General features: G+C 62.2%; 21 protein-coding genes. 11 read left to right on the forward strand and 10 right to left on the reverse strand.

The annotated features are described in order from the left end of the window. Positions 1-10: 10 nt before the first annotated feature. The 3 genes from IAE77_RS10590 to IAE77_RS10600 all read right to left on the reverse strand — a co-directional run bounded on the left by IAE77_RS10590 (position 11) and on the right by IAE77_RS10600 (position 2,396). Positions 11-826 (reverse strand): LuxR C-terminal-related transcriptional regulator, encoded by an 816-nt coding sequence (locus IAE77_RS10590; RefSeq protein ID WP_294225877.1) that lies wholly within the window; start codon positions 824-826, stop codon positions 11-13. A gap of 139 nt (positions 827-965) precedes the next feature. Continuing rightward, a complete protein-coding gene (locus tag IAE77_RS10595; protein ID WP_294225880.1) occupies positions 966-1,574 on the reverse strand; it encodes a hypothetical protein in 609 nt (202 codons plus the stop codon). Positions 1,575-1,694: 120 nt separating this feature from the next. Continuing rightward, entirely contained in the window at positions 1,695-2,396 is a 702-nt protein-coding gene (locus IAE77_RS10600) for a hypothetical protein (RefSeq protein WP_294225883.1), read from the reverse strand. 736 nt (positions 2,397-3,132) lie between these two features. Here IAE77_RS10600 and IAE77_RS10605 point away from each other — a divergent pair. Both IAE77_RS10605 and IAE77_RS10610 read left to right on the forward strand, forming a co-directional pair. After that, positions 3,133-6,255, forward strand: a complete 3,123-nt coding sequence (locus IAE77_RS10605) for a bifunctional serine/threonine-protein kinase/formylglycine-generating enzyme family protein (protein WP_294225886.1) — start codon at positions 3,133-3,135, stop codon at positions 6,253-6,255. A gap of 112 nt (positions 6,256-6,367) precedes the next feature. Then, positions 6,368-7,114 carry a hypothetical protein gene (locus tag IAE77_RS10610; RefSeq protein WP_294225889.1) on the forward strand — a complete coding sequence of 249 codons (747 nt, stop codon included), beginning with the start codon at positions 6,368-6,370 and terminating at the stop codon, positions 7,112-7,114. Between the two features lie 12 nt (positions 7,115-7,126). On the opposite strand, the gene lepA is transcribed toward IAE77_RS10610, so the two are convergent. Continuing rightward, positions 7,127-8,923 carry a translation elongation factor 4 gene (gene lepA / locus IAE77_RS10615; protein ID WP_294225892.1) on the reverse strand — a complete coding sequence of 599 codons (1,797 nt, stop codon included), beginning with the start codon at positions 8,921-8,923 and terminating at the stop codon, positions 7,127-7,129. Between the two features lie 96 nt (positions 8,924-9,019). Between lepA and IAE77_RS10620 the strand changes: the two genes are divergently transcribed. Continuing rightward, positions 9,020-9,313: a 4a-hydroxytetrahydrobiopterin dehydratase gene (locus IAE77_RS10620; RefSeq protein ID WP_294225895.1), complete on the forward strand. Its 294-nt coding sequence runs from the start codon at positions 9,020-9,022 to the stop codon at positions 9,311-9,313. A gap of 42 nt (positions 9,314-9,355) precedes the next feature. Here the strand turns inward: IAE77_RS10620 and purH are convergent, their stop codons facing one another. The 3 genes from purH to IAE77_RS10635 all read right to left on the reverse strand — a co-directional run bounded on the left by purH (position 9,356) and on the right by IAE77_RS10635 (position 11,887). Beyond that, the gene (purH, locus tag IAE77_RS10625; RefSeq protein WP_294225898.1) at positions 9,356-10,894 is read right to left on the reverse strand and encodes a bifunctional phosphoribosylaminoimidazolecarboxamide formyltransferase/IMP cyclohydrolase; all 1,539 of its coding nucleotides are present in this window, start codon (positions 10,892-10,894) and stop codon (positions 9,356-9,358) included. A gap of 118 nt (positions 10,895-11,012) precedes the next feature. After that, positions 11,013-11,453: a hypothetical protein gene (locus IAE77_RS10630; protein ID WP_294225901.1), complete on the reverse strand. Its 441-nt coding sequence runs from the start codon at positions 11,451-11,453 to the stop codon at positions 11,013-11,015. A gap of 11 nt (positions 11,454-11,464) precedes the next feature. Then, positions 11,465-11,887, reverse strand: a complete 423-nt coding sequence (locus IAE77_RS10635) for a hypothetical protein (protein WP_294225903.1) — start codon at positions 11,885-11,887, stop codon at positions 11,465-11,467. 158 nt (positions 11,888-12,045) lie between these two features. Between IAE77_RS10635 and IAE77_RS10640 the strand changes: the two genes are divergently transcribed. From IAE77_RS10640 to IAE77_RS10655, 4 genes are all read left to right on the forward strand, one after another. After that, positions 12,046-13,071 carry a Gfo/Idh/MocA family oxidoreductase gene (locus tag IAE77_RS10640; RefSeq protein WP_294225959.1) on the forward strand — a complete coding sequence of 342 codons (1,026 nt, stop codon included), beginning with the start codon at positions 12,046-12,048 and terminating at the stop codon, positions 13,069-13,071. Between the two features lie 226 nt (positions 13,072-13,297). After that, complete coding sequence (locus IAE77_RS10645; protein WP_294225906.1) at positions 13,298-13,777, forward strand: putative molybdenum carrier protein; 480 nt, start codon at positions 13,298-13,300, stop codon at positions 13,775-13,777. Positions 13,778-14,086: 309 nt separating this feature from the next. Beyond that, a complete protein-coding gene (locus tag IAE77_RS10650) occupies positions 14,087-15,352 on the forward strand; it encodes a sodium:proton antiporter (RefSeq protein ID WP_294225909.1) in 1,266 nt (421 codons plus the stop codon). A 9-nt stretch (positions 15,353-15,361) separates the two neighbouring features. Next, positions 15,362-16,828 (forward strand): efflux transporter outer membrane subunit, encoded by a 1,467-nt coding sequence (locus IAE77_RS10655; RefSeq protein WP_294225912.1) that lies wholly within the window; start codon positions 15,362-15,364, stop codon positions 16,826-16,828. 6 nt (positions 16,829-16,834) lie between these two features. On the opposite strand, the gene IAE77_RS10660 is transcribed toward IAE77_RS10655, so the two are convergent. Continuing rightward, positions 16,835-17,650: a L,D-transpeptidase family protein gene (locus IAE77_RS10660; protein ID WP_294225915.1), complete on the reverse strand. Its 816-nt coding sequence runs from the start codon at positions 17,648-17,650 to the stop codon at positions 16,835-16,837. Between the two features lie 53 nt (positions 17,651-17,703). Further along, positions 17,704-18,591 (reverse strand): branched-chain-amino-acid transaminase, encoded by an 888-nt coding sequence (ilvE, locus tag IAE77_RS10665; protein ID WP_294225918.1) that lies wholly within the window; start codon positions 18,589-18,591, stop codon positions 17,704-17,706. 117 nt (positions 18,592-18,708) lie between these two features. Here ilvE and IAE77_RS10670 point away from each other — a divergent pair, with 117 nt between their 5' ends. From IAE77_RS10670 to rnhA, 3 genes are all read left to right on the forward strand, one after another. Beyond that, positions 18,709-19,662, forward strand: a complete 954-nt coding sequence (locus IAE77_RS10670; protein WP_294225921.1) for a 3-hydroxy-5-phosphonooxypentane-2,4-dione thiolase — start codon at positions 18,709-18,711, stop codon at positions 19,660-19,662. Positions 19,663-19,802: 140 nt separating this feature from the next. Continuing rightward, positions 19,803-20,114 (forward strand): DUF3817 domain-containing protein, encoded by a 312-nt coding sequence (locus IAE77_RS10675; RefSeq protein ID WP_294225924.1) that lies wholly within the window; start codon positions 19,803-19,805, stop codon positions 20,112-20,114. After that, positions 20,111-20,605 carry a ribonuclease HI gene (gene rnhA / locus IAE77_RS10680; protein ID WP_294225928.1) on the forward strand — a complete coding sequence of 165 codons (495 nt, stop codon included), beginning with the start codon at positions 20,111-20,113 and terminating at the stop codon, positions 20,603-20,605. Before IAE77_RS10675 ends, rnhA begins: the two co-directional genes overlap by 4 nt. On the opposite strand, the gene IAE77_RS10685 is transcribed toward rnhA, so the two are convergent. Then, positions 20,606-21,367: a DUF3313 family protein gene (locus IAE77_RS10685; protein WP_294225931.1), complete on the reverse strand. Its 762-nt coding sequence runs from the start codon at positions 21,365-21,367 to the stop codon at positions 20,606-20,608. A gap of 251 nt (positions 21,368-21,618) precedes the next feature. Here IAE77_RS10685 and IAE77_RS10690 point away from each other — a divergent pair, with 251 nt between their 5' ends. Further along, positions 21,619-22,362 carry a glycosyltransferase gene (locus tag IAE77_RS10690; RefSeq protein WP_294225934.1) on the forward strand — a complete coding sequence of 248 codons (744 nt, stop codon included), beginning with the start codon at positions 21,619-21,621 and terminating at the stop codon, positions 22,360-22,362. Positions 22,363-22,394 lie beyond the last annotated feature (32 nt).

Below are 22,394 nucleotides of genomic sequence, written 5' to 3' on the forward strand. Positions count from 1 at the left end.
ATACGTCGTTTTACGCATGCGGACCGCTGGCAGAGGGTGGGGTGGGACCGGGATTGGGCAGAAGGCAGGCCGGATCGAGAAGACGACGCGCCTCGGCCGCCGCTGCCGCGCGGTTTTCGACGCGGAGCTTGGCGAGGATGTTTTCCACGTGCTTCGCGATGGTGCGTGGCTGCGCGCCCAGAATGATGGCGATCTCGCCGTTGCGTTTGCCTTCAGACAGCCAGTGCAGCACCTCACACTCCCGGCGGGTCAGCCCGTGGTTCCGCCAGGAGCGATAGTCCATCTCCGGCGCGCCCCGCAGGCTGCTGAAGAGACGCGCGTTCTCAAAGGCACGCACAAAGTGCGGCTGCAGCATCTGCATGAGCTGTTTCTCCCCGGCGGTGAAGCCGGTTTCGCGGTTCACCGCCACGCCCAAAATGTGATCTGGCACCGGCAGGATGATGCCGAGCTGATCCCGCACCCCGAAATGCCTCACCACCTCCTGATACAGGCCCGTGGCCTGAAACTGGGGCTGCGAGAGGAAATCGCCGATGGTGAACACCGTCTCGCTGCCGCCAGCATCCAGGTGGGCGATGCCCGGATGCTCATGGCAGTGCGCCTGCCACCGTGCCATGAACTCCTCCCGCGTGAAGGGAATCGGCCGGTCAAAGACGTTCAGCGCCGCTCCCGTCTTCAGATCGATCTGGTCAAAGGAGATGTAAGTCGCCGGCAGCAGCTCGGCGATGATCCCCATCAGATGCCGTGGGAAGTTGCCCACGTCCTTCACCTCATAGAGGCGGTGCAGGGTCTCCAAAACACGGGCGGTCGGGAATGAGGTGTCAGCCATGATCACGGCGGCAGGAACGGGGAGAGAATGACAAACTAACTTAAATGTACCAGCATAATGTTGACCATGATTGTTCGGACGCGCTTGTGGCACTGCCCTCCAATGCCGGGGTTCCTTGAATTCTGGCAATGGTGGTGTCTCACGGCCGCTGCAGTGCGGTGAGGAGTTCGTTGAACTTGTCCTGCACCTGGCTGAGCTCGGTGGCGGTGGGTGGGTCGCTGAAGGTCAGGCTCAGTGGAGAGACGCCGGCGGGATTCAGCGCGGTGGCGGCCATGGCGGCGTCCAGCGTGGACTGGCTGACCTCGCCGGGCGAGCCGTCGGCACCGTTGTTGCCGTCGTTGCCCCGGGGGATGCTGAAGGTGAAGCGCACGTAGCTGCCATCAAAGCTCACGCTGGCGCTGGCAGGCTCCCCAGGATCGAGCGTGGTCACATCATCCACGATGGCCTGTGCAAAGGGCGGCCCCTGCGGCCCTTCGGGACCGGCGGCTCCATCACTGCCATTCTGTCCGGGCGGTCCTTCGGCCCCGTTTTGCCCTCTGGGCAGGGCAAAGGTGAAGTGCAGCGTGTGGTCCACCACACTGACCTGCGCGAGGGCGGGATCTCCGGGATTGACGGTGCTGACGCCGTCCACCTGCGCGTCGGTGACGGTGATGATGGCATCAATGAGCGCCTTGAGGCTGGTGAGCTGCGAACGCATCACCGCGCTGGAGAGATCACTGGCTTCGGCGGGCTGGGCGGGGTCGAACATGAGACTTTGAGACTTGGGAGATTCAGCGAAGGGCGGAGGGTTGGAGGCGGTGCTCGGTTGCTGGGGGGCGGTTTGGACTCTTGGCCCTTTGCCCTTGGCTCTTTGCCCTCCGCCCTGCACTTACAGGCCGGTCAGTGTCCACTGCTGCCAGTCGCTCCAGGTGCCGAAGTCCTCGCCTTTGTAGAGGTAGCGCAGGCGCACCTTGATGATGACGCTCTGCCCGGCGGGCGGCAGCCAGTTCAGGGTGTAGTTGGGGCGCAGATCGATGTCGCTCTTGATGCCGGCCGCTCCCAGGTCGAACTCCATCCTCACCCCGTCGAACTGGTTCTTCCTCCACAGCACCTCCATCTTCCCGTCGGTGGTGGAACGCAGGTCAAAGTCCGGTGCCGTGCTGCCCGGTGGGGGCGGGGCGGCGGCCACGGTGCCTTCCACGCCCAGATCCTCGCCGATGGCGGGGTTGTAACCGGTGGCGGTCTTGATCTTGTCGCCGATGTAGGTGAACACGCGCTTCATGCAGCCGTTGGCCACGGCGGCGGGAGCCCCGGCAGGCGGGGTGAAGCCCTGCCAGGCCACGTTTCCGACCACATTGTCGCCATAGAGCGCCACCTCGATGCATTGGTAGCAGGCGGAGCTGGCTGGGGCCAGGGCGCCCCGGTAGGTGTCCAGGCCGTAGATGGCGGTGTCCACATCCAGCAGGATGGCCGTCACGTCACCGGCATCCAGGGCCAGGGTGGTGGCGTGGGTGGGCAGCTTGATCTTGAAGTTGCGCAACCAGACGATCTGGTCGCCGATGCGGACGGGGAAATAGACTTGATGTCTCATGGTGGAACGTTTCTTGGATGTGAGGTGGGTGGTGAGCGGGGGTAAAACGGTGTCGTAGTGAAGGCCGGAATCCCAGGTTTTCCCGAACTGGTCCCAGGAGGGCATCTAGCGGGACCTCCTGAGGTGGGGCGTATCCGGGCTGTGAGGAGCGATGACTTCGGCGCGGCGGCCATGCGGCTTGGAAAGGAGAGCGCCAAAACCGCCCGTCTGCGGCATCCTGATCTCAATGGGGGCCCTCTCTTCCGCCAAGTGACGCATCCCGTTGTAAAGGTGAGCCATCACCTTCCGAAGGTGATGACTCACTCTGGCAGGGTGAGCGCTCACTCCGGGGTGGTGAGGTCTCACTTTCCCAAGGTGATCCCTCCCTGCGACAAGGTGAGCCGGGAAATCGAGAAGGTGATGCCTCCCTTTTCCGACGTGGTGCATCACCTTGAAAAGTTGGGCCATCACTCTGGCGAGGTGATGGGGTCCGACGCCGGTCTTTCCTGTCTCTTCACGACGCCTCCTGTGCAGGCCGCCAGCCAACGCCCGCGTGATGTTGCCGCCGGTCGCTGCCGCTGAAAGGGAGATCGGTGACGCGTTCATGTTTCACCGGCTTTACCCAACTCACCACAGCAGCGTCACAAACTTTATTTGCCGAAAGGCGGTGGAGAGTTCTTGCGCCGATGGCAAGGGCGCCGCTACCATCCGCGGCCAGCAACGCCTGCGAATGGACGATCCCGACGCCACCGTACCCATGTTCAAGTCCACGCCGCAGGCTGGCGCAGGCGGTTTGTCTCCTCAGGAGGTGGGAAACCTCATGGCGGTGGGTGCGGAGGCCTTCGAGTCCCGGCGCACCTCCCGTCCGCGTGCATGGAATCCGCCGAGCACCGAGGAACTGCAGAAGATGCTGCCGCAGTATGAGATCAGCGGCTTCATCGCCCGCGGCGGCATGGGCGCGGTGTACAAGGGGGTGCAGCGCGCGCTGGATCGTACGGTGGCCATCAAAATCCTGCCGCCCGAGATCGTGGATGACGGCGAGGCGAACTACGCGCAGCGCTTCAAGCAGGAGGCGCGCGCGATGGCGAAGTTCAAACATCCGGGCATCGTCACGGTGTACGAGGCGGGGGAGGCGGAATTGCAGGGTCAAGACAGTCAAGGAGCTGCGCGTCAAGAGAGTCAAGGTGGGAAGCTGCTCTACTTTGTGATGGAGTTCATCGAGGGCACGGACGTGGCGCAACTCGTCGCCACGCACGGCCAGCTTCCACCGCAGGAGGCGATCCGTATCACCACCGCGGTGTGTGACGCGCTGGCCTATGCGCACGCTCGTGGCGTGGTGCATCGGGACATCAAGCCCTCGAACATCATGATCGATGCCGACGGCCAGGTGAAAGTGGCGGACTTTGGCCTCGCGAAGGTGACCGCGCACGACAGTAGTGGCATCACGCGCAGCAGTGTCACGATGGGCACGCCTGATTTTGTGGCACCGGAGGCCATGCTCGCCGGGACGCTGGTGGACCAGCGCGCGGACATCTATGCGGTGGGCGTGATGCTGTATCAAATGCTCACCGGCCACATCCCGCGCGGGCGCTTCTCCCCCATCAGCGCGGTGGTGCCGCAGAGCGATCCGAAGCTCGACGCCATCGTGGACAAGGCGATGCAGACGGACCGCGAGAAGCGCTACAGCAGCGCGGTGGAGATGAAGACGGAGGTGGAGGCTGTAGCCGCGCCTGCAAAGGCGTGGTCAGGAGATGCTTCGTCTGACCACCGGCTTGCGCCGGCAGCTACAAGCAACGGCGTGTCCGCGGCTGCAAAGACACGGCGGAAGATGTCGATGCTGGTCGGTGCGGCGGCGGTGATAGTGCTCGGTGCGGGGGCATTCTGGATGACGCGGAAGGATGAAGAAGGTAGGGCGGCTGGTCCCGCAGCAGCCGCGAGTGCCCCGTCGGCGGCGCTTGCAGGAGCAAGCGCCCTACCCAGCGCCACCGTCTCCATCCCCGGCCTGCCGGACCTGCCGCCGCTTGCGATCCCCGCTGGTGAGCCGGGGCTGGTGAAAGAGATCACACTCGCGCCGCAGCCGTTTCTGCACCGCATCGCGCTGCTGCCGGACTCGCGGAGGATGCTGGCCTTCAAAGGAAGCAGGGTGGAACTGCTCGACCTCCAGACCGAGGGCACGGTGTGGTCCGTGGATGCGGGCGGGGACGCCGAAGCGGTGGCCGTCAGCCGGGATGGCAGCCGCTTTGCGCACTATCGCTACGCGCTGAATCGGAACGCCAAGGACTTTCGACCCGAAGATCAGAAGGCCGTGATCACCCTGCGTGCGACGAAGGACGGCTCCGTGATCCAGAGCTGGACGGTCCCTGTCGGGCTCATGAGTGTGCCGGGCGGCTCACTGGCGATGGCACCCTTCGGGAGACGTCTCGTGGCGAGGGTGGGAGCAGACAAGAGCGGCAAGGGGCCCACGACGTTCGTGGCCTTGGATGAAGGGCACGCGGAGCCTGTCGCCCGCTGGTCGGTGGCGGAGCATAATGGGCACATGATCTTTTGCGTGGACGAGGATCATTTCCTCTCGACCGGCAACGGTCCGGCCATGCTGCTGACCGTGGCCCAACCCGGAAAGGCTGAGGTTTTCGCGCAAACGGGGGCGGAACTTAATAGTGCGATCAGCCCGGATGGGCTCCAGCTTGTTACCTGCGATCGCAGCGCCGGGATGGCCGTATGGGATACCTCGACACGCCAGCGCCTGAGGAATCTGGAAGGGGCGCCGCAAAAGGCCGATCTCGTCGCCATTTCCCGCTCAGGTGCCGTCGTGATGATGGGGGATGCGGTGCTGCGGGATAAGAACAAAGCCACGCCGCAGGCTTACTCCGCGCCCTTTGGCATCTGGGACAGCCACACGGGCAAGAGGCTCGCCACGCTCTCTCCACCGAGGGCCGGGCAGACCTACAATGGGTCCAGCTCCGCCACCATCGCCGACAACAGTACCTTTTTCGCCACGGTCGCGCGGTACGATCCACCTCGGGAGGGAGGAGGCGCGAACGTGGTGCAGATATGGCGGCTGCCAGCACCGCTCAAACCTGACAAAGCCAAGACCTCCGCCGCCACCGGCCTCCGATGGCCTCACATGCCGACCGAGGAGGACAGGAAGCTGGCCTTCACGAACACGCTGGGGATGAAATTCGTGCCGGTGCCGGGGACGGAGGTGCTTTTCTGCATTCATGAGACGCGGAAGCAGGATTACGCGGCCTACGCGGCGGCGGTGCCGAAGGTGGATGCGCTGTGGCGGCAGCCAGCGTTTTATCGCGACACGCCTGTGAGTCCGACGCCTGACCATCCGGTGGCATGGGTGAACCTGGGGGACTGTCAGGGCTTTTGTGCTTGGCTGAGCACCAAGGAGGGGCGGAAATACCGCCTGCCCTCCGATTACGAGTGGAGCTGCGCCGTGGGCATCAGTGAGCGGGAGGACCGGGAGGCACTGCCGACGGTGAGAGGTGCGGTGTTCATATCCGTGTTCGCCTGGGGCACGCAGTGGCCGCCGCCGAAGGGCGCAGGCAATCTGGGTGACGAGACGCTGAAGCGCGTCACCGGCCAGGAACCGGTGATAACCGGCTATGATGATGGCTTTGCCACCACCGCGCCGGTGATGAGCTTCCCACCCAATGCGCTGGGCATCCATGACCTGGCCGGAAACGTGTGGGAGTTCTGCTCGGACTGGTACGATTCCTTGCAACAGAAGATCACCGTCCGTGGCAGCAGCTACAACAATGGCAATCCAGAGCCCAACGCCGCATTCGTGGCCGCCGTGATTCGCAACGGGCAGCCGCAGGATCGCGGCGCCATCAACACTGGCTTCCGCATCGTGGCGGAGCGGCTGCCGTGACCGTTGGCGTGAAGGCTTTGGCTGATCCGGGCGCTGTGCGTCCAGAGCAAACGTCACTGATCGCCTAAAGGCTTGACTCCCACCCAGCATCCGCATCACTTCACCGCAGCGCATGGCAGCACTTCCCCCCAAAGGCGATGGCAGATTCCCCACCACGGAGTGGACGCTGGTGGCCCGGCTGCACCACGATGATCCGGCGGTGAGCAGGCGCGCACTGGATGACCTCTGCACGCAATACCATTTCCCGCTCTACTGCTACCTCCGTCGCAGAGGGCTGGCGCATCATGACGCGGAGGACGCGCTGCACGATTTCATGGCCCGGCTGCTGCGGCTCGATTCCTTTGGCATGGCCGACGCGGAAAAAGGCCGGCTGCGCACCTTTCTGCTGGTGGCCTTGCAACGTTACCTCATCAACTGGCGGCGCGCTGCGCTGCGCCACCGCGCCCGTGAAATGAGCGCCGATGCCGAGGCGGCGATCGCCGCTGCCGAGGGCCGCTTTCAACGTGAGGAGACCGGCCATCAGGAAAGCCCGGACCGCCTTTACGACCGCCAGTGGGCGCAGGAACTCATGAACCTGGTGCTGCTGCGCCTCCGTGCAAAGTACGCGGCGAAGAAGAAAGAACGCTTGTTCGAAACCCTGCGCCCGGTTTTGCTGAACGGAGGCAGCCTCAACGGCTTTGACAGCACGCGCATGGCTGAGGAACTGGGCATGCGCTCCGGTGCCCTGCGCACCGCCCTCATGCGTCTGCTGGAAGACTACCGCGAGGCGCTGCGGCATGAGATCCTGCAAACGGTGGAGAACAAGGACATGGCCCGGGAGGAATTCCAGGCGCTGGCCGTTCTCTTCAAGCAGGAGTGACCTCGCCGACGTCTAGTTCGTCTTCAGCACCTCAATGAACGCCTCCTGGGGGATGTTCACCTTGCCGATGGCTTTCATCTTCTTCTTACCTTCCTTCTGCTTCTCCAAAAGCTTGCGTTTGCGGGTGATGTCGCCGCCGTAGCACTTCGCCGTCACGTCCTTGCGCAGGGCGCTGATGGATTCACGGGCGATGATCTTCCCGCCGATGGCCGCCTGGATGGCGACGACGAAGAGCTGCTGGGGAATGACCTCCTTGAGCTTGCCGCAGAGCTGACGACCGCGGCTTTCCGCCTTCGAACGATGCACGATGCAGGAAAACGCGTCCACGGGGTCGCCCGCGATGAGGATGTCCATCTTCACGAGCTCCGCAGGCTCGTAGCCGGCGTGCTCATAGTCCATGCTGCCGTATCCGCGGGTGATGGACTTCAGCTTGTCGTTGAAATCGACCAGGATCTCATTGAGCGGCATCACCGTGTGCAGCAGCACACGACGATCGTCCAACGTTTCCGTGTTGTTCACCATTCCACGCTTGTCCATGACCAGCTGCATCATGTCACCGATGTATTCGTTCGGGATCATGATGTTCACCTTCACCATGGGTTCACGGATCTCGTCGATCTCCTGGGCCGACGGCAGGAAGCAGGGATTGTCCACCTCCATCTCGGTGCCGTCGGTCTTGCGGACCTGATAAATGACCGAAGGATACGTCGAAATGACGTCCATGTTGAATTCGCGCCGGAGCCTTTCCTGCACGATCTCCATGTGCAGAAGGCCTAGAAAGCCGCAGCGGAAGCCGAAGCCGAGCGCGGCGGAGCTCTCACTCATGAAGGTGAAGGCCGCGTCGTTGATTTGAAGCTTGCCCACGGCGAGCTTGAGCGCCTCGAAGTCATCCGTGCTCACGGGATAAATGCCGCTGAACACCAGGGGATGGATCTCCTTGAAGCCCGGCAGCGGCTGTGGCGAGGGCTTGCGGGATTCTGTGATGGTATCGCCGATTTTGACATCCGCCGTCGATTTCACATTGGCGATGAGATAGCCCACATCCCCGGCTTCGAGCTTCTCACACGTCGTCATCTTCGGCCGGAAAATGCCCACATCCTTGATTTCGTAATCAAGACCTGTGGCCATCATGCGAACCTTCTGCCCGCGAATGATGGTTCCACTGACAACGCGGACGTAGCTCACCACCCCACGATACGCGTCGAACACTGAGTCAAAAACGGAAGCCCTGAGGTAGCCGTCACCCGGGTCCTTGGGCGGAGGGATGTAGGCAACGATCGCCTCAAGGATGTCCTCGATTCCGATGCCCATTTTGGCGCTCGCAGGCACAGCCTCATCGGCCGGAAGCTGCAGGATGTCCTCCAACTGCCGTTTGCACTTGTCGATGTCGGCGCTGGGAAGATCGACTTTGTTGATCACCGGGATGACATGCAGATTCTGCTGCATTGCCAGGTTCAAATTCGCCACGGTTTGCGCCTCCACTCCCTGGGAAGCATCAATCAGCAACAACGCCCCCTCACAGGCGGCCAACGAACGGCTGACCTCATAGCTGAAATCGACGTGGCCCGGAGTGTCCAGCAGGTTCAGCTTGTACATCTGCCCGTCACGCGCCTTGTAGTTCATGCACACGGGATGCGCCTTGATGGTGATGCCTCGTTCACGCTCCAGATCCATCGCATCGAGGAGCTGATCCTGCTGCTCACGCTGGGTAATGGTCTTGGTGAACTCCAACAGACGGTCAGAAAGCGTGGTCTTGCCGTGGTCGATGTGGGCAATGATGGAGAAATTGCGGGTGTTGGCGATGGACATTCCGGGGGCGGTTCAGGGGGCGGCGTATCTAGTCCAGAGCCAGAGGGAATGCAATTCCGATACTTGAAGCCGCGCGCCCCAGGACGATGCTGGCTCATGAAACCCGCGCTTTTGGATGAAACGGCCGCCCAGCAGGCCCTGGCGTCACTGACAGGCTGGCGGATCGAGGGGAAGGAACTCGTCAAAGAGTGCTCATTCCCCAGCTATCTCGCTGGAATCGATTTTGTGAATCGAATCGCCCACGTTGCCGAGGCGATGAACCACCATCCCGACCTCCGCGTAGGGTGGAGAAAGGTCACGATGACTCTCAGCACCCACAGCTCAGGTGGACTGACTCATCTAGACTTCGAACTGGCTCGCAAGGCCGATGCACTGCTGGCATCGATGTGAGACCGTCGGCACCCCATTCGCTGGAGTGCCACGCATGCGCTCTTAATGCAGGAAGTGGCGGTAGCCGGTGAAGACCATGGCCATCTTGCTATCGTTCGCGGCGGCGATGACTTCCTCGTCCTTCACGGAGCCGCCGGGCTGGATGGCGGCGGTGGCACCGGCGTCGGACGCGGCAAGCAGGCCATCGGGGAAGGGGAACATGGCGTCGGAGGCGACGATGCTGCCTTTGAGGCTGAGTCCGGCTTCCTTGGCCTTCCACACGGCGATGCGGCAGGAATCGACGCGGCTCATCTGGCCGGCGCCGATGGCGAGGGTGCGGTCATGGGAGGCGAAGACGATGGCGTTGGATTTGACGTGTTTGACGACGCGCCAGCCAAAGCGCATGGCCTCCAGTTCCTCACGGGTGGGCGGACGGATGGTTTTGACCTTGGTTTCGAGATCGTCGAGTCCGAGCGCACGTGCGTCGCTGTCCATGACCATGACACCGCCGGGAGCGGAGCGGATCACGGGCTCGGCGAGCGCTTCCGCGATGCCGGGGAGCATCTGGATGAGGCGGAGATTTTTCTTTTTCTGCAGCAAGGCGCGTGCATCGGCATCGAAGTCGGGCGCGATGATGACGTCGGTGAAGATCTCGGAGATGATGCGGGCGAGACCGAGTGTCATGCTGCGGTTGACGACAATGACACCGCCAAAGGGAGCCTGCTTGTCGGTCTCGAAGGCCTTGTCCCAGGCCTCGCGCAGGTCCTCATCGGCGCAACCGACGCCGCAGGGGTTGGTGTGCTTCAAAATGGCGACGGTGGGGCGCCGGAACTCGAGGGCGATGCGCGCGGCGGACTCGATGTCGAGCACGTTGGTGTAACTGAGGTCCTTGCCGTGCAACTTGGAGAAGTAGTCGCCGAAGTTGCCGTAGAGGGAGGTCTTCTGGTGAGGGTTGTCGCCGTAACGGAGTTCGGCGTAGAGCGGCAGGGAAAGATTGAAGGTCTTCTGGGTGACCTGCTCCTTGTTCAGGTAGGCGGCGATGGCGGAGTCGTAACTGCCGGTGCGCTGGAAGACCTTGCAGGCGAGACGCTCACGGGTGGCGAGGGTGGTGTCGCCGCCGTTTTCCTTCATCTCGTCGAGCACGACGGAATAATCGGCCGGATCGGTGATGACAGTGACCCAGCGGTGGTTTTTCGCCGCGGAGCGGAGCATGGAAGGACCGCCGATGTCGATGTTTTCGATGGCCTCCTCAAGCGTGACGTCTTTTTTGGCCACCGTCTGCTCAAAGGGGTAGAGATTGACGACGACGAGGTCGATGACGGGGATGTCGTGCTTGGTGGCGTTTTTCTTGTCCTCCTCGTTGTCGCGGCGCTGGAGGAGTCCGCCGTGGACCTTTGGATGCAGCGTTTTGACCCGGCCGTCGAACATTTCAGGAAACCCGGTGTGCTCGGAGACATCGATCACCTGCAATCCGCCTTCCTTCAGATGCTTTGCCGTGCCACCGGTGGAAAGCAGCTCCACGTTGAGCGCCGCGAGCCCCTTGGCGAAGTCGAGGAGACCGGTTTTGTCAGAAACAGAAAGCAAGGCGCGGGCGATGGGCATGAGTGGTGGAGGGGGAGTTCGGGGGCGCGGAGTAAAGGGAGATTTGGCAGGGTGCCAAGAGCATTCTGTGGGCCGGTTTTGTGCCCCTATGACGCGGTCAGACGGCTCCGGACAACCATCACTGTGCCGCAGGGACCGTCGGCACATACGGCGGGTAAAATTTTCGCGCGCCGAACTCGATGTAGCGGTTTTCGGCCGTCTTGAGATAAACCGGTGCCTTGGCGCTGCCAAAATCATCGGCTCTTTGGTAAACGTGGTGTCTGCCGGTGCTGTCGAGCGCGAGCTTGAACATGCTGGCATCCTCGAACGAGGCTGCGTCTGCCATGCGCCGATAGAGGCCTTTCTCCTGGCCTTTGAAACGCAGGTTCGGCTGGTAACGGTCATCCGGCCCCAAAGCGGCGTAGTAGTTCGTGTCACCCAGCGCCGTGGGATACTCGGTCCACTCATATTCCGTCTGCCGCAGATGAATGCGCCAGGACAGGACGACCAACGAAGTCAGCAGCACCACCCAACCGAACAGCAGGCGTCCGGGCGTGTCGCGGATTTCATTCACAGCCATTAACGGTGGGATCAGCCCATCTGGGCGAGTTTCTTCGTGGTGAAATACAGCACCAAAGTGACCACGATGCTCTGCAGGATGCCAAACACCGCCCACTTCACACAGATCATGCCCGGCAGCGGCATGACCGCGTAAAAGACCGGCGCGTAAGCGGTGCCGATGAGGCCGACGAAGAAGCCAAAGCGGGCGGCGGATTTGATGGTCACGGTGTTCGCAGCGCAGCGGTTGATCCAGATCACGGTCAGCCCGGCGGCGGCCATGCACTGGCCGACCACGAGCCATTTGAGGAAGTGCTTCATCGTGTCCGACGAGCGCCAAAGATGCATGGAGGCGACGTAGTCGGCCTGCATGGCAAGCTGGTGGATGAGGAGGTCGGTGATCCAGATGGCCGCGAAGGTGGCCATGAAGATGACAATGGTACGTTTGGGATTCATGGGCGCATTGAGTTGGGATTGGAAGTAAAGCCTATCAGACATGCACTTCGCACGGCAATGCTGATTTAGTCGTTGTCATCCTGCGGCCTTCCGGCTTCGATGTCGGTCCTATGAGCAAAAAATGGCGTGTTGCAGGCATCAACTTTGATCACTTTCACATGGGCGACCTGCTGCGGCAGACCGCAGACCATCCAAATGCCGAGATCGTGGCCGTCTGCGATGAGCATCCCGAACGGATGGCCGAAGCGAAACGGAATTTTGGCCTGAGGGACGACCAGGTTTTCACCGACCATCGTGCCTGCTTGGAACAGACGAAACCGCACATCGTGATCCTTTGCCCGGCCGCGTCGAAGCATGGTGACTGGGTGGAGAAGGTGGCTCCGTACGGCACTCACATCATCATGGAAAAGCCTTTCGCCGGTTCCCTGGCCGAGGCGGACGCGATGATCACCGCCATGAAACCGCACGGCAAGCTCCTGACTGTAAACTGGCCGCTGGTGTGGGATGCAGGTCAGCAGACGGCGCACCGATTGATCCAGGAAGGACTCATCGGCGAGGTGTTGGAGTTCCATCATCACGGCGGCAATCGCGGGCCGCTGTATCATGGCGCTGACAAGATCGAAAAGGAACCGACGGCCGCTGAGAAGGCGGCAAGTTGGTTTTACAGCCAGTCGCAGGGCGGGGGATCGCTGCTCGACTACATGGGCTACGGCACCACGCTGGGCACCTGGCATCTCGGTGGCAAAGTGCCGCTGGAAGTCACCTGTGCCTGGCACACCACCCCCGGCCTGGAAGTCGATGAGCACAGCATCACCGCGATCCGCTACGAGTTCGGCTTGAGCAAGGCGGAGACCCGCTGGGGCACGTTCACCGATCCGTGGACCTTCCAGCCGCAGCCAAAGTGCGGATTCGTGCTCAAGGGAAGTGACGGCACCATTTCGTGTTACGACTACGAGCCCACGATTCGCGTGCAGACAAGGGCACGGCCGGAAGGCTTCGATGTGCCCGTCGATCAAATTCTGGCCCCGAATCGCAATCCCGTGGAGCACGTGATTCACCATCTGGAGACCGGCGCTCCGCTCATCGGGCCACTGCGGCTCGACATCTCGCGAATCGGCCAGCAGATCGTCGATAGCGCGTTTCAGAGTGCCCGCGAAAAGAAGACGCTGTCGTTGCTTCCTTGAGCCCGACGGGGCGTTTAGCGCAGGCAATGGCAGGAGACTGAAGCCACAAAGGCCCCATTCTGGGTCTGCAACGCGTGATTATTAACTACAACCAATCAATGTAACACCAAAACACATGGTGCCGTGTCATTGTGCTTTTACTCACTGGGGATTGGCTGCCTTCGTGGGCTGCTCTCAACATTCCTGCTTGCTCCACCTGCCGTCTTGTTTTCTTCTGACGCCGCACATGGCTTTCAAACTTGTCATCATCTCGGGCGCGCAAACGGGCGTCGAACGGTCAACTCTGGAATGGACCTTGAAATATGAGCTGCCGCATGGTGGCTGGTGTCCGAAGGGACTGCTGGCGTCGGCTGAGGCTCCGGATTCGCGGTTCAAGCTCAAGGAAACCGAGTCGGACGATGTCCTGGAGGCCATCAGTTCGAATGTTCGCGATGCGGAGGCCACGCTCGTCTTCACGCTGGCCGCCAAGGCGACCGGAACCGCCCAGAAAGCCGTCAGCACAGCCAAGAAGCAGAAAAAACCCGTGTTGCATGTGCATCGCGGCATTCTCGGCGTCTCTGAGAAGATCGTGGCCTTCCTGGACAAACATTACGTCCGCCGCCTGCACATCACCGGGTCCACCGAGGCCGACGAGGCCGGGCTGGGGATCTGGGCGGCATCGGAGTTGGAAAAAGCGAAGGCGATTCTCGATCGACGGCCGGATTGAGGTGGCGAACGCACCGATTCGCACTCCGAACGCCTCATCTCATCGAGTCAGGCAGCGGTCGTGTTTCACGTGGCATGCGCTCCCCCTTCTCAATTGACGCTGTTCCTTTTTAGTCAGCATGTTGGCATGGCGTTTGCCTCAATGCCGGTCCTCGCAACCAGCCAGCCATCGTTCCCGAATGATCCCAACCTTCTCCCGGCCAGTCGTGGGCAAGCGTTGATTGACAAGCCGGGCCGCCTCCTCCTTCTGTCGCTTTTTATGCATTTCCTCGTCGTCGCCTCGTCCACCGCAACGCTTCCATCCATGGGCATGATCGCGCCGTTTGCGCTGCTGCTGCTGTGCATCGCGCTGATGCCGCTGTTTGCCGCGCATTTCTGGGAGCACCACTACCCGAAGGTCGCCATCGGTCTGGGCCTGGTGACCGCCGCCTACTATGTGTTCGTGCAAAAAGACTGGCATCCCCTGCACCACGCGGCGCACGAATACGTGAGCTTCATGGCATTGGTCGGCTCCCTGTTCGTCATCTCTGGCGGCATCAACATCCGCGTGAAGGGCGAGGCGACGCCCATGGTGAACACGGTGTTCCTCTTGATCGGCGCTGTGCTGGCGAATGTGATCGGCACGACTGGGGCGTCGATGTTGATGATCCGCCCGTGGATCAAGATGAACCGCTACCGCATCACCGGCTTCCACATCGTGTTCTTCATCTTCATCGTCAGCAATGTCGGTGGCAGCCTCACTCCGATCGGTGATCCGCCGCTGTTCCTCGGTTTCCTGCGTGGCGTGCCATTCTGGTGGGTGCTGGGGCATTGCTGGCAGGCCTGGGCGATGGCGGTGGGACTGCTGCTCGCCATTTTCTATGCGATGGACGCGCACAACTTCCGCCGCGCACCCAAGGAGGTGCGGGAGCTTGAGACCGCGCACGAGGACTGGTTTTTCCGCGGCTTGCTGAATGTGGTGTGGCTGGCGCTGGTCCTGGGCGCGGTGTTCCTGCCGAAGAACCTCCAGGAAACCACCGTGCTGGGCGTGTTTTCCATTCCAGCGCTGGTGATGTTCGCCGCGGCCGCCGCCTCCTATTTCACCACCAAGCCGGAGGTGCACGAGGCCAATGACTTCAACTTCGGCCCCGTGAAGGAGGTCGGTTTCCTCTTCATCGGCATCTTCCTGACCATGATTCCGGCCCTGCAGATCCTGCAAAGCGGCGAGGCGGTGAAAATCGACACGCCGCTGCAATACTATTTCAGCACCGGAGCGCTCTCCGCTTTCCTCGACAACGCCCCCACCTACCTCTCATTCCTGGCGGCAGCCATGGGGCACGAGCATCTGTCAGTGGATTCCACCAGCGATGTTCTCGGCTTCACGACGGCGCATGCGGCCCATCTCACAGCGATCTCCCTCGGCGCCGTCTTCTTTGGCGCGGGCAGCTACATCGGCAACGGCCCGAATTTCATGGTGAAGGCCATCGCGGATAAGTCCAAGGTGCATGCGCCGTCTTTCATCGGCTACATGGCCCGCTTCTCGATCCCCATTCTTCTGCCGGTATTGATCGTCGTGGGCTGGATCATGGTGAAGTGACCCGACGCCATGACCGCCACCGACCGCCGGATGACCCAGCCACAGAAAACCTTCCTGTCCCGGAGGACAAGGCACGGCCTTGGATTGATATGCGTGTGCCTGGGGGCCTCCGGCTGCGCTTTTTTCCCGCCTCTTGGCACCCGACGCCTCACAAACGACATCGCTGGTGTCCACGCCAAGGCGCCTTCGAAGTGGACCGCCCTGCCCCGCATCGAGCCGGATGACGCCACCGGCTGGCTGGATGAATTCGGCAGCGCAAAGCTGCAAACGCTGGTCCGGCAGGCCGTCGAAAACAATCCAGGCCTCAAAGCGACCGGAGCGCGCGTCGAACAAGCCAGAGCACAGATGATGCAGGCCGGGGCGGGTCTCTTCCCTGCCTTCACCGCCAGCGGAGCCGGAAGTCGTTCGCAAAGTCCAGGCGACCAGCGCTTTTCGGGCATCAACGCCATCGCCAATCGATTCACCGGCAACTGGCTCAGCATGAGCTGGGAGATCGATTTCTGGGGCCGGGTGGCCGATTCACGCCGTGCGGCCAAAGCGGGCTCCGAGGCGGCCGAGGAAGACTGGCATGCGGCTCGACTTTCCCTCGCTGCAAACACCGTGCAGACCGCTGTCACACTGGCCGAGGCGGAAACGCTGCTCGCTTTGGCGCAAAACAACGTGGCCACTCGCAAGACCCAGCTCGGCATCCTGGAACGCCAGCTAGATCGGGGCATCGACCCGGATCGTGCGGCACTCGATGTCAGTCTGAGCCGTGCGGATCTGGCACGCGCGGAAGCGACGGTGCAGCAACGCAGCGCGACGGTTGATTCGACACGACGCATTCTGGAAACGCTCCTCGGAAACTACCCTGCCAGCCTTGAGAAAGGCCTGGGTGCCCTGCCCTCCTTGCAGCGCCGCATCCCGGCCGGCCTGCCTTCGGAGATGCTTCTCCGTCGTCCCGACCTGCGTGCGGCCGAGCGCCGTCTCGCGTCCGCGCTCGCCAGTGAAAGCGCGGCGAAAAAGGCCATGCTGCCGAGCATTCGTCTCACCGGCGGTGCCGGGCGCACCTCCCAGGAGATCGAGACCTTGATCCGTCCGGAGACCGCCATCTGGAATATTGGCACTCAAGTGGGCCAGACGTTGTTTCAGGGTGGCCTGTTGAAAGCGGGTGTCGATCTGCAACGTGGCCGTTACCGCGAGATCCTGCAAACTTACGCCTCCAGTGTGCTCACCGCCTTCCGCGAGGTCGAGACCGCTCTCGCCGCGGAGCAATTCCTGCTTCAGCAGGAAGCCGCGCTCGAACGAGCGGCCGATGAGGCTGAACGGGCGGAAAAACTGGCTTTAGGACAGTATGAAAAGGGTTTGAGCGAGGTGCTGACACTTCTGGATGCCCGGCAGCGTGCTTTTGATGCCCGCAGCTCCCTCACCAGCGTGAAGGCCCAGCGTCTGCGCAATCGAGCCGCCCTCCATCTGGCGCTCGGGGGCGAGTTTTGAGCCGCCTTACTCCTCCAGGAACAGCGTTTCGCCGTAGCGCAGTTTTTTCAGACGCTTCTTCATCGGCACCACGGCCCGGCGCACCGTCTCCTGCGGCTTGGAGGCCCGGGACCTTGGCTCCACCATGGCGATTTCCTGGTAGCGTGGCCTGGATCGCGTCCCGGCCACTGGCGCAGCAGAAGCTGGGACGGGTGCATCCGCGAGCACGACGGCGGTGTCATCACCGATGGGAATGGCCGCTTCGCTCGCGGCCAGAGAACCGTGACCGACGATCTCCACCGGCGTGCCCAGGGGCGTTTCGCGGAAGAAAATGGCTGCCATCTTTGTCGGCAGCCGGATGCAGCCGTGCGAGGCCGGATAACCGGGCAGATACCCCTCATGCATGCCGATGCCACCGACGATGCGCATGAAATAACGCATGTTTGCCCCGAGGAAGGTCGTGCCGGCTGGTTTGGGATCCACCCGAGTGTCAACGTCACCCACCTCAATGTCTCCAGCGGAGTTCAAATACGCGCCGAACAGCGACGAGCGGTGATGCAGGTCTTTTTCGATGATGCTGTACCGGCCGTTGACCGTTCCGTTGCCTTCACGGCCGGATGAAATGGGCGACACGCCCACCAGCTCCCCGCCCTTGTAGTAGAACACACGTTGCTCGCTGAGATTGATCACAATGCGTGGCTTTCCCTGCACACCATCCCCTTTCCACCAGTAGCGGGACTCCTGCGGCGGAGCCTGGACGGTGGCCTGTGGGGACGAACAACTGCTGGCAAACAGGGCGGCAGCCGTGGCCAGGCACCCAATGAGATGTCGCGCGTGTTTCATGGCCGCTAGACTGCTACGCCGGTCACGGAATTCCAGAGGGAATCCCGCCCGGTTTAGGCATAGGGCACCGGGGTGCCGGTGCTGTTCGCCAGTTTTTTGAAGCGTTGGATGAGTTCGTTGGTCACCTTGCCCGGTTTGCCGTCGCCGATGGGGCGGCGGTCATACTGCACGGCGGCGATGACCTCGGCGGCGGTGCCGGTCAGGAAGCACTCGTCCGCGGTGTAAATGTCGAAGCGTGTCATCACGGACTCGGTGCATGGCACGCCCATCTCGCCGAGCAGCTCGATCACCGCGCGGCGCGTGATGCCATCGAGCGCTCCAGAGGAGATCGGCGGCGTGGTGACCTTGCCGTTCTTCACGATGAAGACGTTGTCGCCGGTGCATTCGGACACGAAGCCCTGGTCGTTCAGCATGATGCCCTCGTCACAGCCGGCCTGCAGGCACTCGATCTTGGCCATGATGTTGTTGAGGTAGTTCAGGCTCTTCACCTGCGGGCTGAGCGCGGCAGAATTCGGACGGCGTGTGCCGCAGGTGATCAGGTTCAGGCCCTTCTCGTAGCGCTCCTGCGGATACAGCGAGATCGTGCTGGCGATGATGATCACGCTGGCCTTCGGGCACTGGTAAGGATTCAAACCGAGCGATCCGACGCCGCGCGTGATGACGAGACGGATGTAGCCGTCGCGCAGATTGTTCGCGGCCACGGTTTGCAGCGTGGCTTTTTCCATCTCCTCGAAGCTGATCGGGATGGTCAGGCAGATCGCCCTGGCGCAGTCATACAGGCGATGCAGGTGCTCCGTGAGGCGGAACACGCGGCCATTGTAGATGCGGATGCCCTCAAATACGCCATCTCCATAGAGGAGGCCGTGGTCGAAGACGGAGATCTTCGCCTCGGATTCAGGAACGAGCTGGCCATCGAGATAAATGAGGAGATTTGCTGACATGGGAACCGCCTCCAAACCACAGCCACCGGCGTTTTGCAAGCACTGGCAATATGCTTGCGCGGGAACGAATCGCGCCCATCATGCGCGCCCCTCAAGAACTCAGAACCGCACACGACCATGGCCGACATCTCCACCTCCGCTGCTGACAAGAAGGAAAAGGAATACTTCACCAACGTCCCGCAGGAAACGCCGGGCTTCTTCCTCAAAGGCTCCCATCAGTACGACTGGGGCCTCAAGAACCGCCTCAGCAAGGTCTTCAATCCCAAGGACGGCCGCACGGTGATGCTCGCCTTCGACCACGGCTACTTCCAGGGCCCCACCACCGGCCTCGAGCGTGTCGATCAGACCATTTTGCCCCTCGAACCCTATGCCGACTGCCTCATGCTCACCCGCGGCATCCAGCGCAGCGTCATTCCTGCCTCCACGCAGAAGGCCATCGCCCTCCGTGCCTCCGGCGGCACCTCCATGGTCAGCCCGTTTGAAGAGTGGGAAGGCGAGCTCGATGGCAAGAAGGCCAAGTTCGGCCGCCCCGGCTTCGAGCCGCTCTCCAACGAGTCCACCGCGCTGAACATCGAGGAAGCCATCCGCCTCAACGCGAGCGTTTTGGCCGTGCAGGTCTTCATCGGCAGCGCCTACGAGCGCCAGAGCCTCAAAAACCTCACCGACCTCGTCGATGCGGCCTCGCGTTACGGCATTGGCGTCATGGGTGTGACCGCCGTGGGCCGTGCGATGGCCCGCACGCCGCAGTATTTCCGTCTGGCGACCCGCATCATGGCGGAACTCGGCGCGAACGTGGTGAAGTGCTACTACACCGACACGGAGTTCGACACGATCACGAGCTGCTGCCCGGTGCCGATCGTGATCGCCGGTGGCAAGAAGCTGCCGGAGCTCGACGCGCTGAAGATGAGCTACAACGCGATCCAGCAGGGCGCGAGCGGCGTGGACATGGGCCGCAACATCTTCCAGAGCGAAGATCCCATCGCCATGATGAAGGCCGTGCGCGGCGTCGTGCACGAAGGCCTCACGCCGGATCAGGGCTTCGCGATGTTCAACGACCTTAAGGGCAAGTAAACGCCTGTGGCGATGGAGTATTGGAGCAATGCTCCCATGCTCCACCAACTCCATTCTCCCGTTCAAAACTCCGGCTGTCGCAAGATGGCCGGAGTTTTTGCTTTCATGCGCCTGCATCCCGGTGCTAAGGCGGGTCTCGAATGAAAAACCCCGTCCCTTTCCTGCGCTCGGTGGCCTTGTTGGAGGCGATCTCGTGGCTGCTGCTGCTTTTCGTCGCCATGCCGCTGAAATACCTGTGGCAGATGCCCCTGGCGGTGCGGATCGTCGGATCGGTCCATGGCGGATTGTTCGTGCTGTTCTGCTTCGCGCTCTGGCGCGTGTTGAATCACACGAACTGGCCCTTGGGCCGTGCCGCGCTGGTCTTTGTCGCCTCGCTCGTGCCGTTCATGCCGTTTTTCATCGACCGTCGCATGCGCGAGTGGTCGGCAGAACCCAGCGGGCCGCAGGCGTGAAGAAAATCGTCATTCATTCCGACGGTGGATGCCACGGCAACCCCGGCCCCGGCGGCTGGGCGGCCGTGCTGGCCTATGGAAAGCACCGTCGTGAGATCAATGGCGGCGTTCCGGCCACCACGAACAACCGCATGGAGCTCCAGGCCGCGATTGAGGCCCTGCGCATCCTGAAGGAGCCCTGCGAGATCGACTTCCACACCGACTCGCAATACGTCCGCAACGGCATCCGCGAGTGGATCGCCGGATGGAAGCGCAACGGCTGGCGCACCAGCACCAAGCAGCCGGTGAAAAACGCCGACCTCTGGCAGGAACTCGACGCCGCCACGATCCGCCACAAGATTCAGTGGCACTGGGTCAAAGGCCACGCCGGTCACAGCGACAACGAACGCTGCGACCAGCTCGCCAACGAGGCCATCGCCAAAGTGAAGTCCTCCCATACGCCCGCACAGCTCGCCAGCCTGCTGGAGGCCTTCAAAACGGCTGCCGTGTGATCAATTCGGCCGCAGTGTGACCGAGCTGGAATCCTTCACCCGCCAGCCGCGGGGTGATCGGGTCATCGTCTCGAACTGCACGGCCCAGTCGCGAATCGTGTTCACCGCGTGGCCGTAAGGCTGGAAGTCGCGTGTGTTGATGAAGGTCAGCTTGTCGTGCTCGTTGTCAGCGAACTGGAAATAGGCACGCCCGGTCGTGGCGACGGTCACCTTCCCCTCGATGGCGATGTTTCCCTTCGTGAAATAGCGCCCCAGTGTCGCGATCGGCGTCACGGCAAACTTCAACACGGTCATCACGGCGTTGCCTTTCGGGCTGGTCGGATGCAGTTCGATCAGGGCGAGTTGCAGGGTCAAAGTGTCCGCTCCGGGCTTGCTGGCGAGACGATAAAGCGGATGGGGCGAACGTCGGAATGCGTTCACGAACTCCTCCCTCAAACGCAGCGCGATCTCCGCTTCCTGCCGTTGCACCCCCCACGCCACTTCCTGGGAAGGCAGTGATTTGTTCATCGGACGCAGGTAGGCCAGAGTGACCGGAGCGATGTAGAGCTTCCGTTTTTTCAGGCCCTCCGCCAGCAGCTTGCGGTCGGGCGTGGTCCAGACTTTTTGAAATGGCAGGTGCGTGCCGCCATTCTGAGCCAGCCACGGCTGCTCAAAGAAAGGCGATGGCTCCACCAGCCCGGCCTTCAGGAGCCGGTTCGTCGAACTGCAGGCGCTCAGAAGCGTGAGCAACGGCAGACTGAGGACGAACAATGAAAATCGCATGGCGTGAGGGACGCACGGACAAAGACACAGCCCGCCGCCGGTGCAACTTCGGCCCGGTTCGGCAGGCGGAAAAAACGATTCGATGATCGCGATGCTTGTTTGGTGGCGTTCCCCTCCCGCCAGCAGTCCAGCCCGCCGGGATTTCGTGCCACGCGCGTGAAATCTCGTTCCCAAGGCCGGGGACGGCTGATAAATCCTCCCCACCACCGGTCACGTGGCACAGCCTCCCGGCATTCATCTTTCCTCCTCCCATGCCAGCCACCGTCCACCTCGTCATCCCCTGCTACCAGGAGAGCGGCCGTGTGGGACCGTTTCTGGCGGAGCTTTGCGAGGTGACGCGACAGCTCGGCGGGGTGACGATCCGGGTCGTGGAGGATGGTTCTGACGCCCCCGAGGCCGACCGCATGCGGGCGATCATCGACCCGTTGCGTGAACAGCATCCTCATCTGCTGGAGCCATTGTTCATGCCGGACAACCTCGGCAAAGGCGGAGCGGTTTACACCGGCTGGAATCTTGAAAAAGAGGCTGACTGGCTCGGCTTTGTCGATGCGGATGGGTCCTGCTCCGCCGCCGAAGTCGCGCACCTGATCGGTCATGCGCGGGAGCAGCTCACGCCGCACACCGCCTTGTTCGCCTCGCGCCTCGGCCAGTTCAGCCGACGGGTGCACCGGCAGATCAAGCGCCGCATCATCGGCCACGTCTTCGCCTCGCTGGTGTCCGTGCTGCTCGGCATCCGCGTCCATGACAGCCAGTGCGGGCTCAAACTGGTGCCGCGTGCCGCTTACGAGCGCTTCGCCCCGTTCCTGATCATCCGTGGCTTTGCCTTCGATGTCGAATTGCTCGCCTCACTCCACGACATCGATGTTCCCTTCCTCGAAGTGCCGATCGAGTGGTTCGAAGTGCCAGGAGGGCACGTGCGGCTCATTCGCGACTCCTGGCGCATGGCCCGGGACGTGTGGCGCATCAGGCAAAATCGCAATCGTGCGCGGAAGTAGAAAGAAGATGGAGTTCCGGAGGCGGGAGCCGG

Source organism: Prosthecobacter sp. (assembly GCF_014879935.1).
GTDB lineage: Bacteria > Verrucomicrobiota > Verrucomicrobiia > Verrucomicrobiales > Verrucomicrobiaceae > Prosthecobacter.

What these genes read in the sequence shown, in the direction of transcription:
- IAE77_RS10590 (WP_294225877.1), bottom strand. Translation starts at nt 826, where the DNA reads ATGGCTGACACCTCATTCCCGACCGCCCGTGTTTTGGAGACCCTGCAC.
- IAE77_RS10595 (WP_294225880.1), bottom strand. Translation starts at nt 1,574, where the DNA reads ATGTTCGACCCCGCCCAGCCCGCCGAAGCCAGTGATCTCTCCAGCGCG.
- IAE77_RS10600 (WP_294225883.1), bottom strand. Translation starts at nt 2,396, where the DNA reads ATGAGACATCAAGTCTATTTCCCCGTCCGCATCGGCGACCAGATCGTC.
- IAE77_RS10605 (WP_294225886.1), top strand. Translation starts at nt 3,133, where the DNA reads ATGTTCAAGTCCACGCCGCAGGCTGGCGCAGGCGGTTTGTCTCCTCAG.
- IAE77_RS10610 (WP_294225889.1), top strand. Translation starts at nt 6,368, where the DNA reads ATGGCAGCACTTCCCCCCAAAGGCGATGGCAGATTCCCCACCACGGAG.
- lepA (WP_294225892.1), bottom strand. Translation starts at nt 8,923, where the DNA reads ATGTCCATCGCCAACACCCGCAATTTCTCCATCATTGCCCACATCGAC.
- IAE77_RS10620 (WP_294225895.1), top strand. Translation starts at nt 9,020, where the DNA reads ATGAAACCCGCGCTTTTGGATGAAACGGCCGCCCAGCAGGCCCTGGCG.
- purH (WP_294225898.1), bottom strand. Translation starts at nt 10,894, where the DNA reads ATGCCCATCGCCCGCGCCTTGCTTTCTGTTTCTGACAAAACCGGTCTC.
- IAE77_RS10630 (WP_294225901.1), bottom strand. Translation starts at nt 11,453, where the DNA reads ATGGCTGTGAATGAAATCCGCGACACGCCCGGACGCCTGCTGTTCGGT.
- IAE77_RS10635 (WP_294225903.1), bottom strand. Translation starts at nt 11,887, where the DNA reads ATGAATCCCAAACGTACCATTGTCATCTTCATGGCCACCTTCGCGGCC.
- IAE77_RS10640 (WP_294225959.1), top strand. Translation starts at nt 12,046, where the DNA reads ATGGGCGACCTGCTGCGGCAGACCGCAGACCATCCAAATGCCGAGATC.
- IAE77_RS10645 (WP_294225906.1), top strand. Translation starts at nt 13,298, where the DNA reads ATGGCTTTCAAACTTGTCATCATCTCGGGCGCGCAAACGGGCGTCGAA.
- IAE77_RS10650 (WP_294225909.1), top strand. Translation starts at nt 14,087, where the DNA reads ATGATCGCGCCGTTTGCGCTGCTGCTGCTGTGCATCGCGCTGATGCCG.
- IAE77_RS10655 (WP_294225912.1), top strand. Translation starts at nt 15,362, where the DNA reads ATGACCGCCACCGACCGCCGGATGACCCAGCCACAGAAAACCTTCCTG.
- IAE77_RS10660 (WP_294225915.1), bottom strand. Translation starts at nt 17,650, where the DNA reads ATGAAACACGCGCGACATCTCATTGGGTGCCTGGCCACGGCTGCCGCC.
- ilvE (WP_294225918.1), bottom strand. Translation starts at nt 18,591, where the DNA reads ATGTCAGCAAATCTCCTCATTTATCTCGATGGCCAGCTCGTTCCTGAA.
- IAE77_RS10670 (WP_294225921.1), top strand. Translation starts at nt 18,709, where the DNA reads ATGGCCGACATCTCCACCTCCGCTGCTGACAAGAAGGAAAAGGAATAC.
- IAE77_RS10675 (WP_294225924.1), top strand. Translation starts at nt 19,803, where the DNA reads ATGAAAAACCCCGTCCCTTTCCTGCGCTCGGTGGCCTTGTTGGAGGCG.
- IAE77_RS10685 (WP_294225931.1), bottom strand. Translation starts at nt 21,367, where the DNA reads ATGCGATTTTCATTGTTCGTCCTCAGTCTGCCGTTGCTCACGCTTCTG.
- IAE77_RS10690 (WP_294225934.1), top strand. Translation starts at nt 21,619, where the DNA reads ATGCCAGCCACCGTCCACCTCGTCATCCCCTGCTACCAGGAGAGCGGC.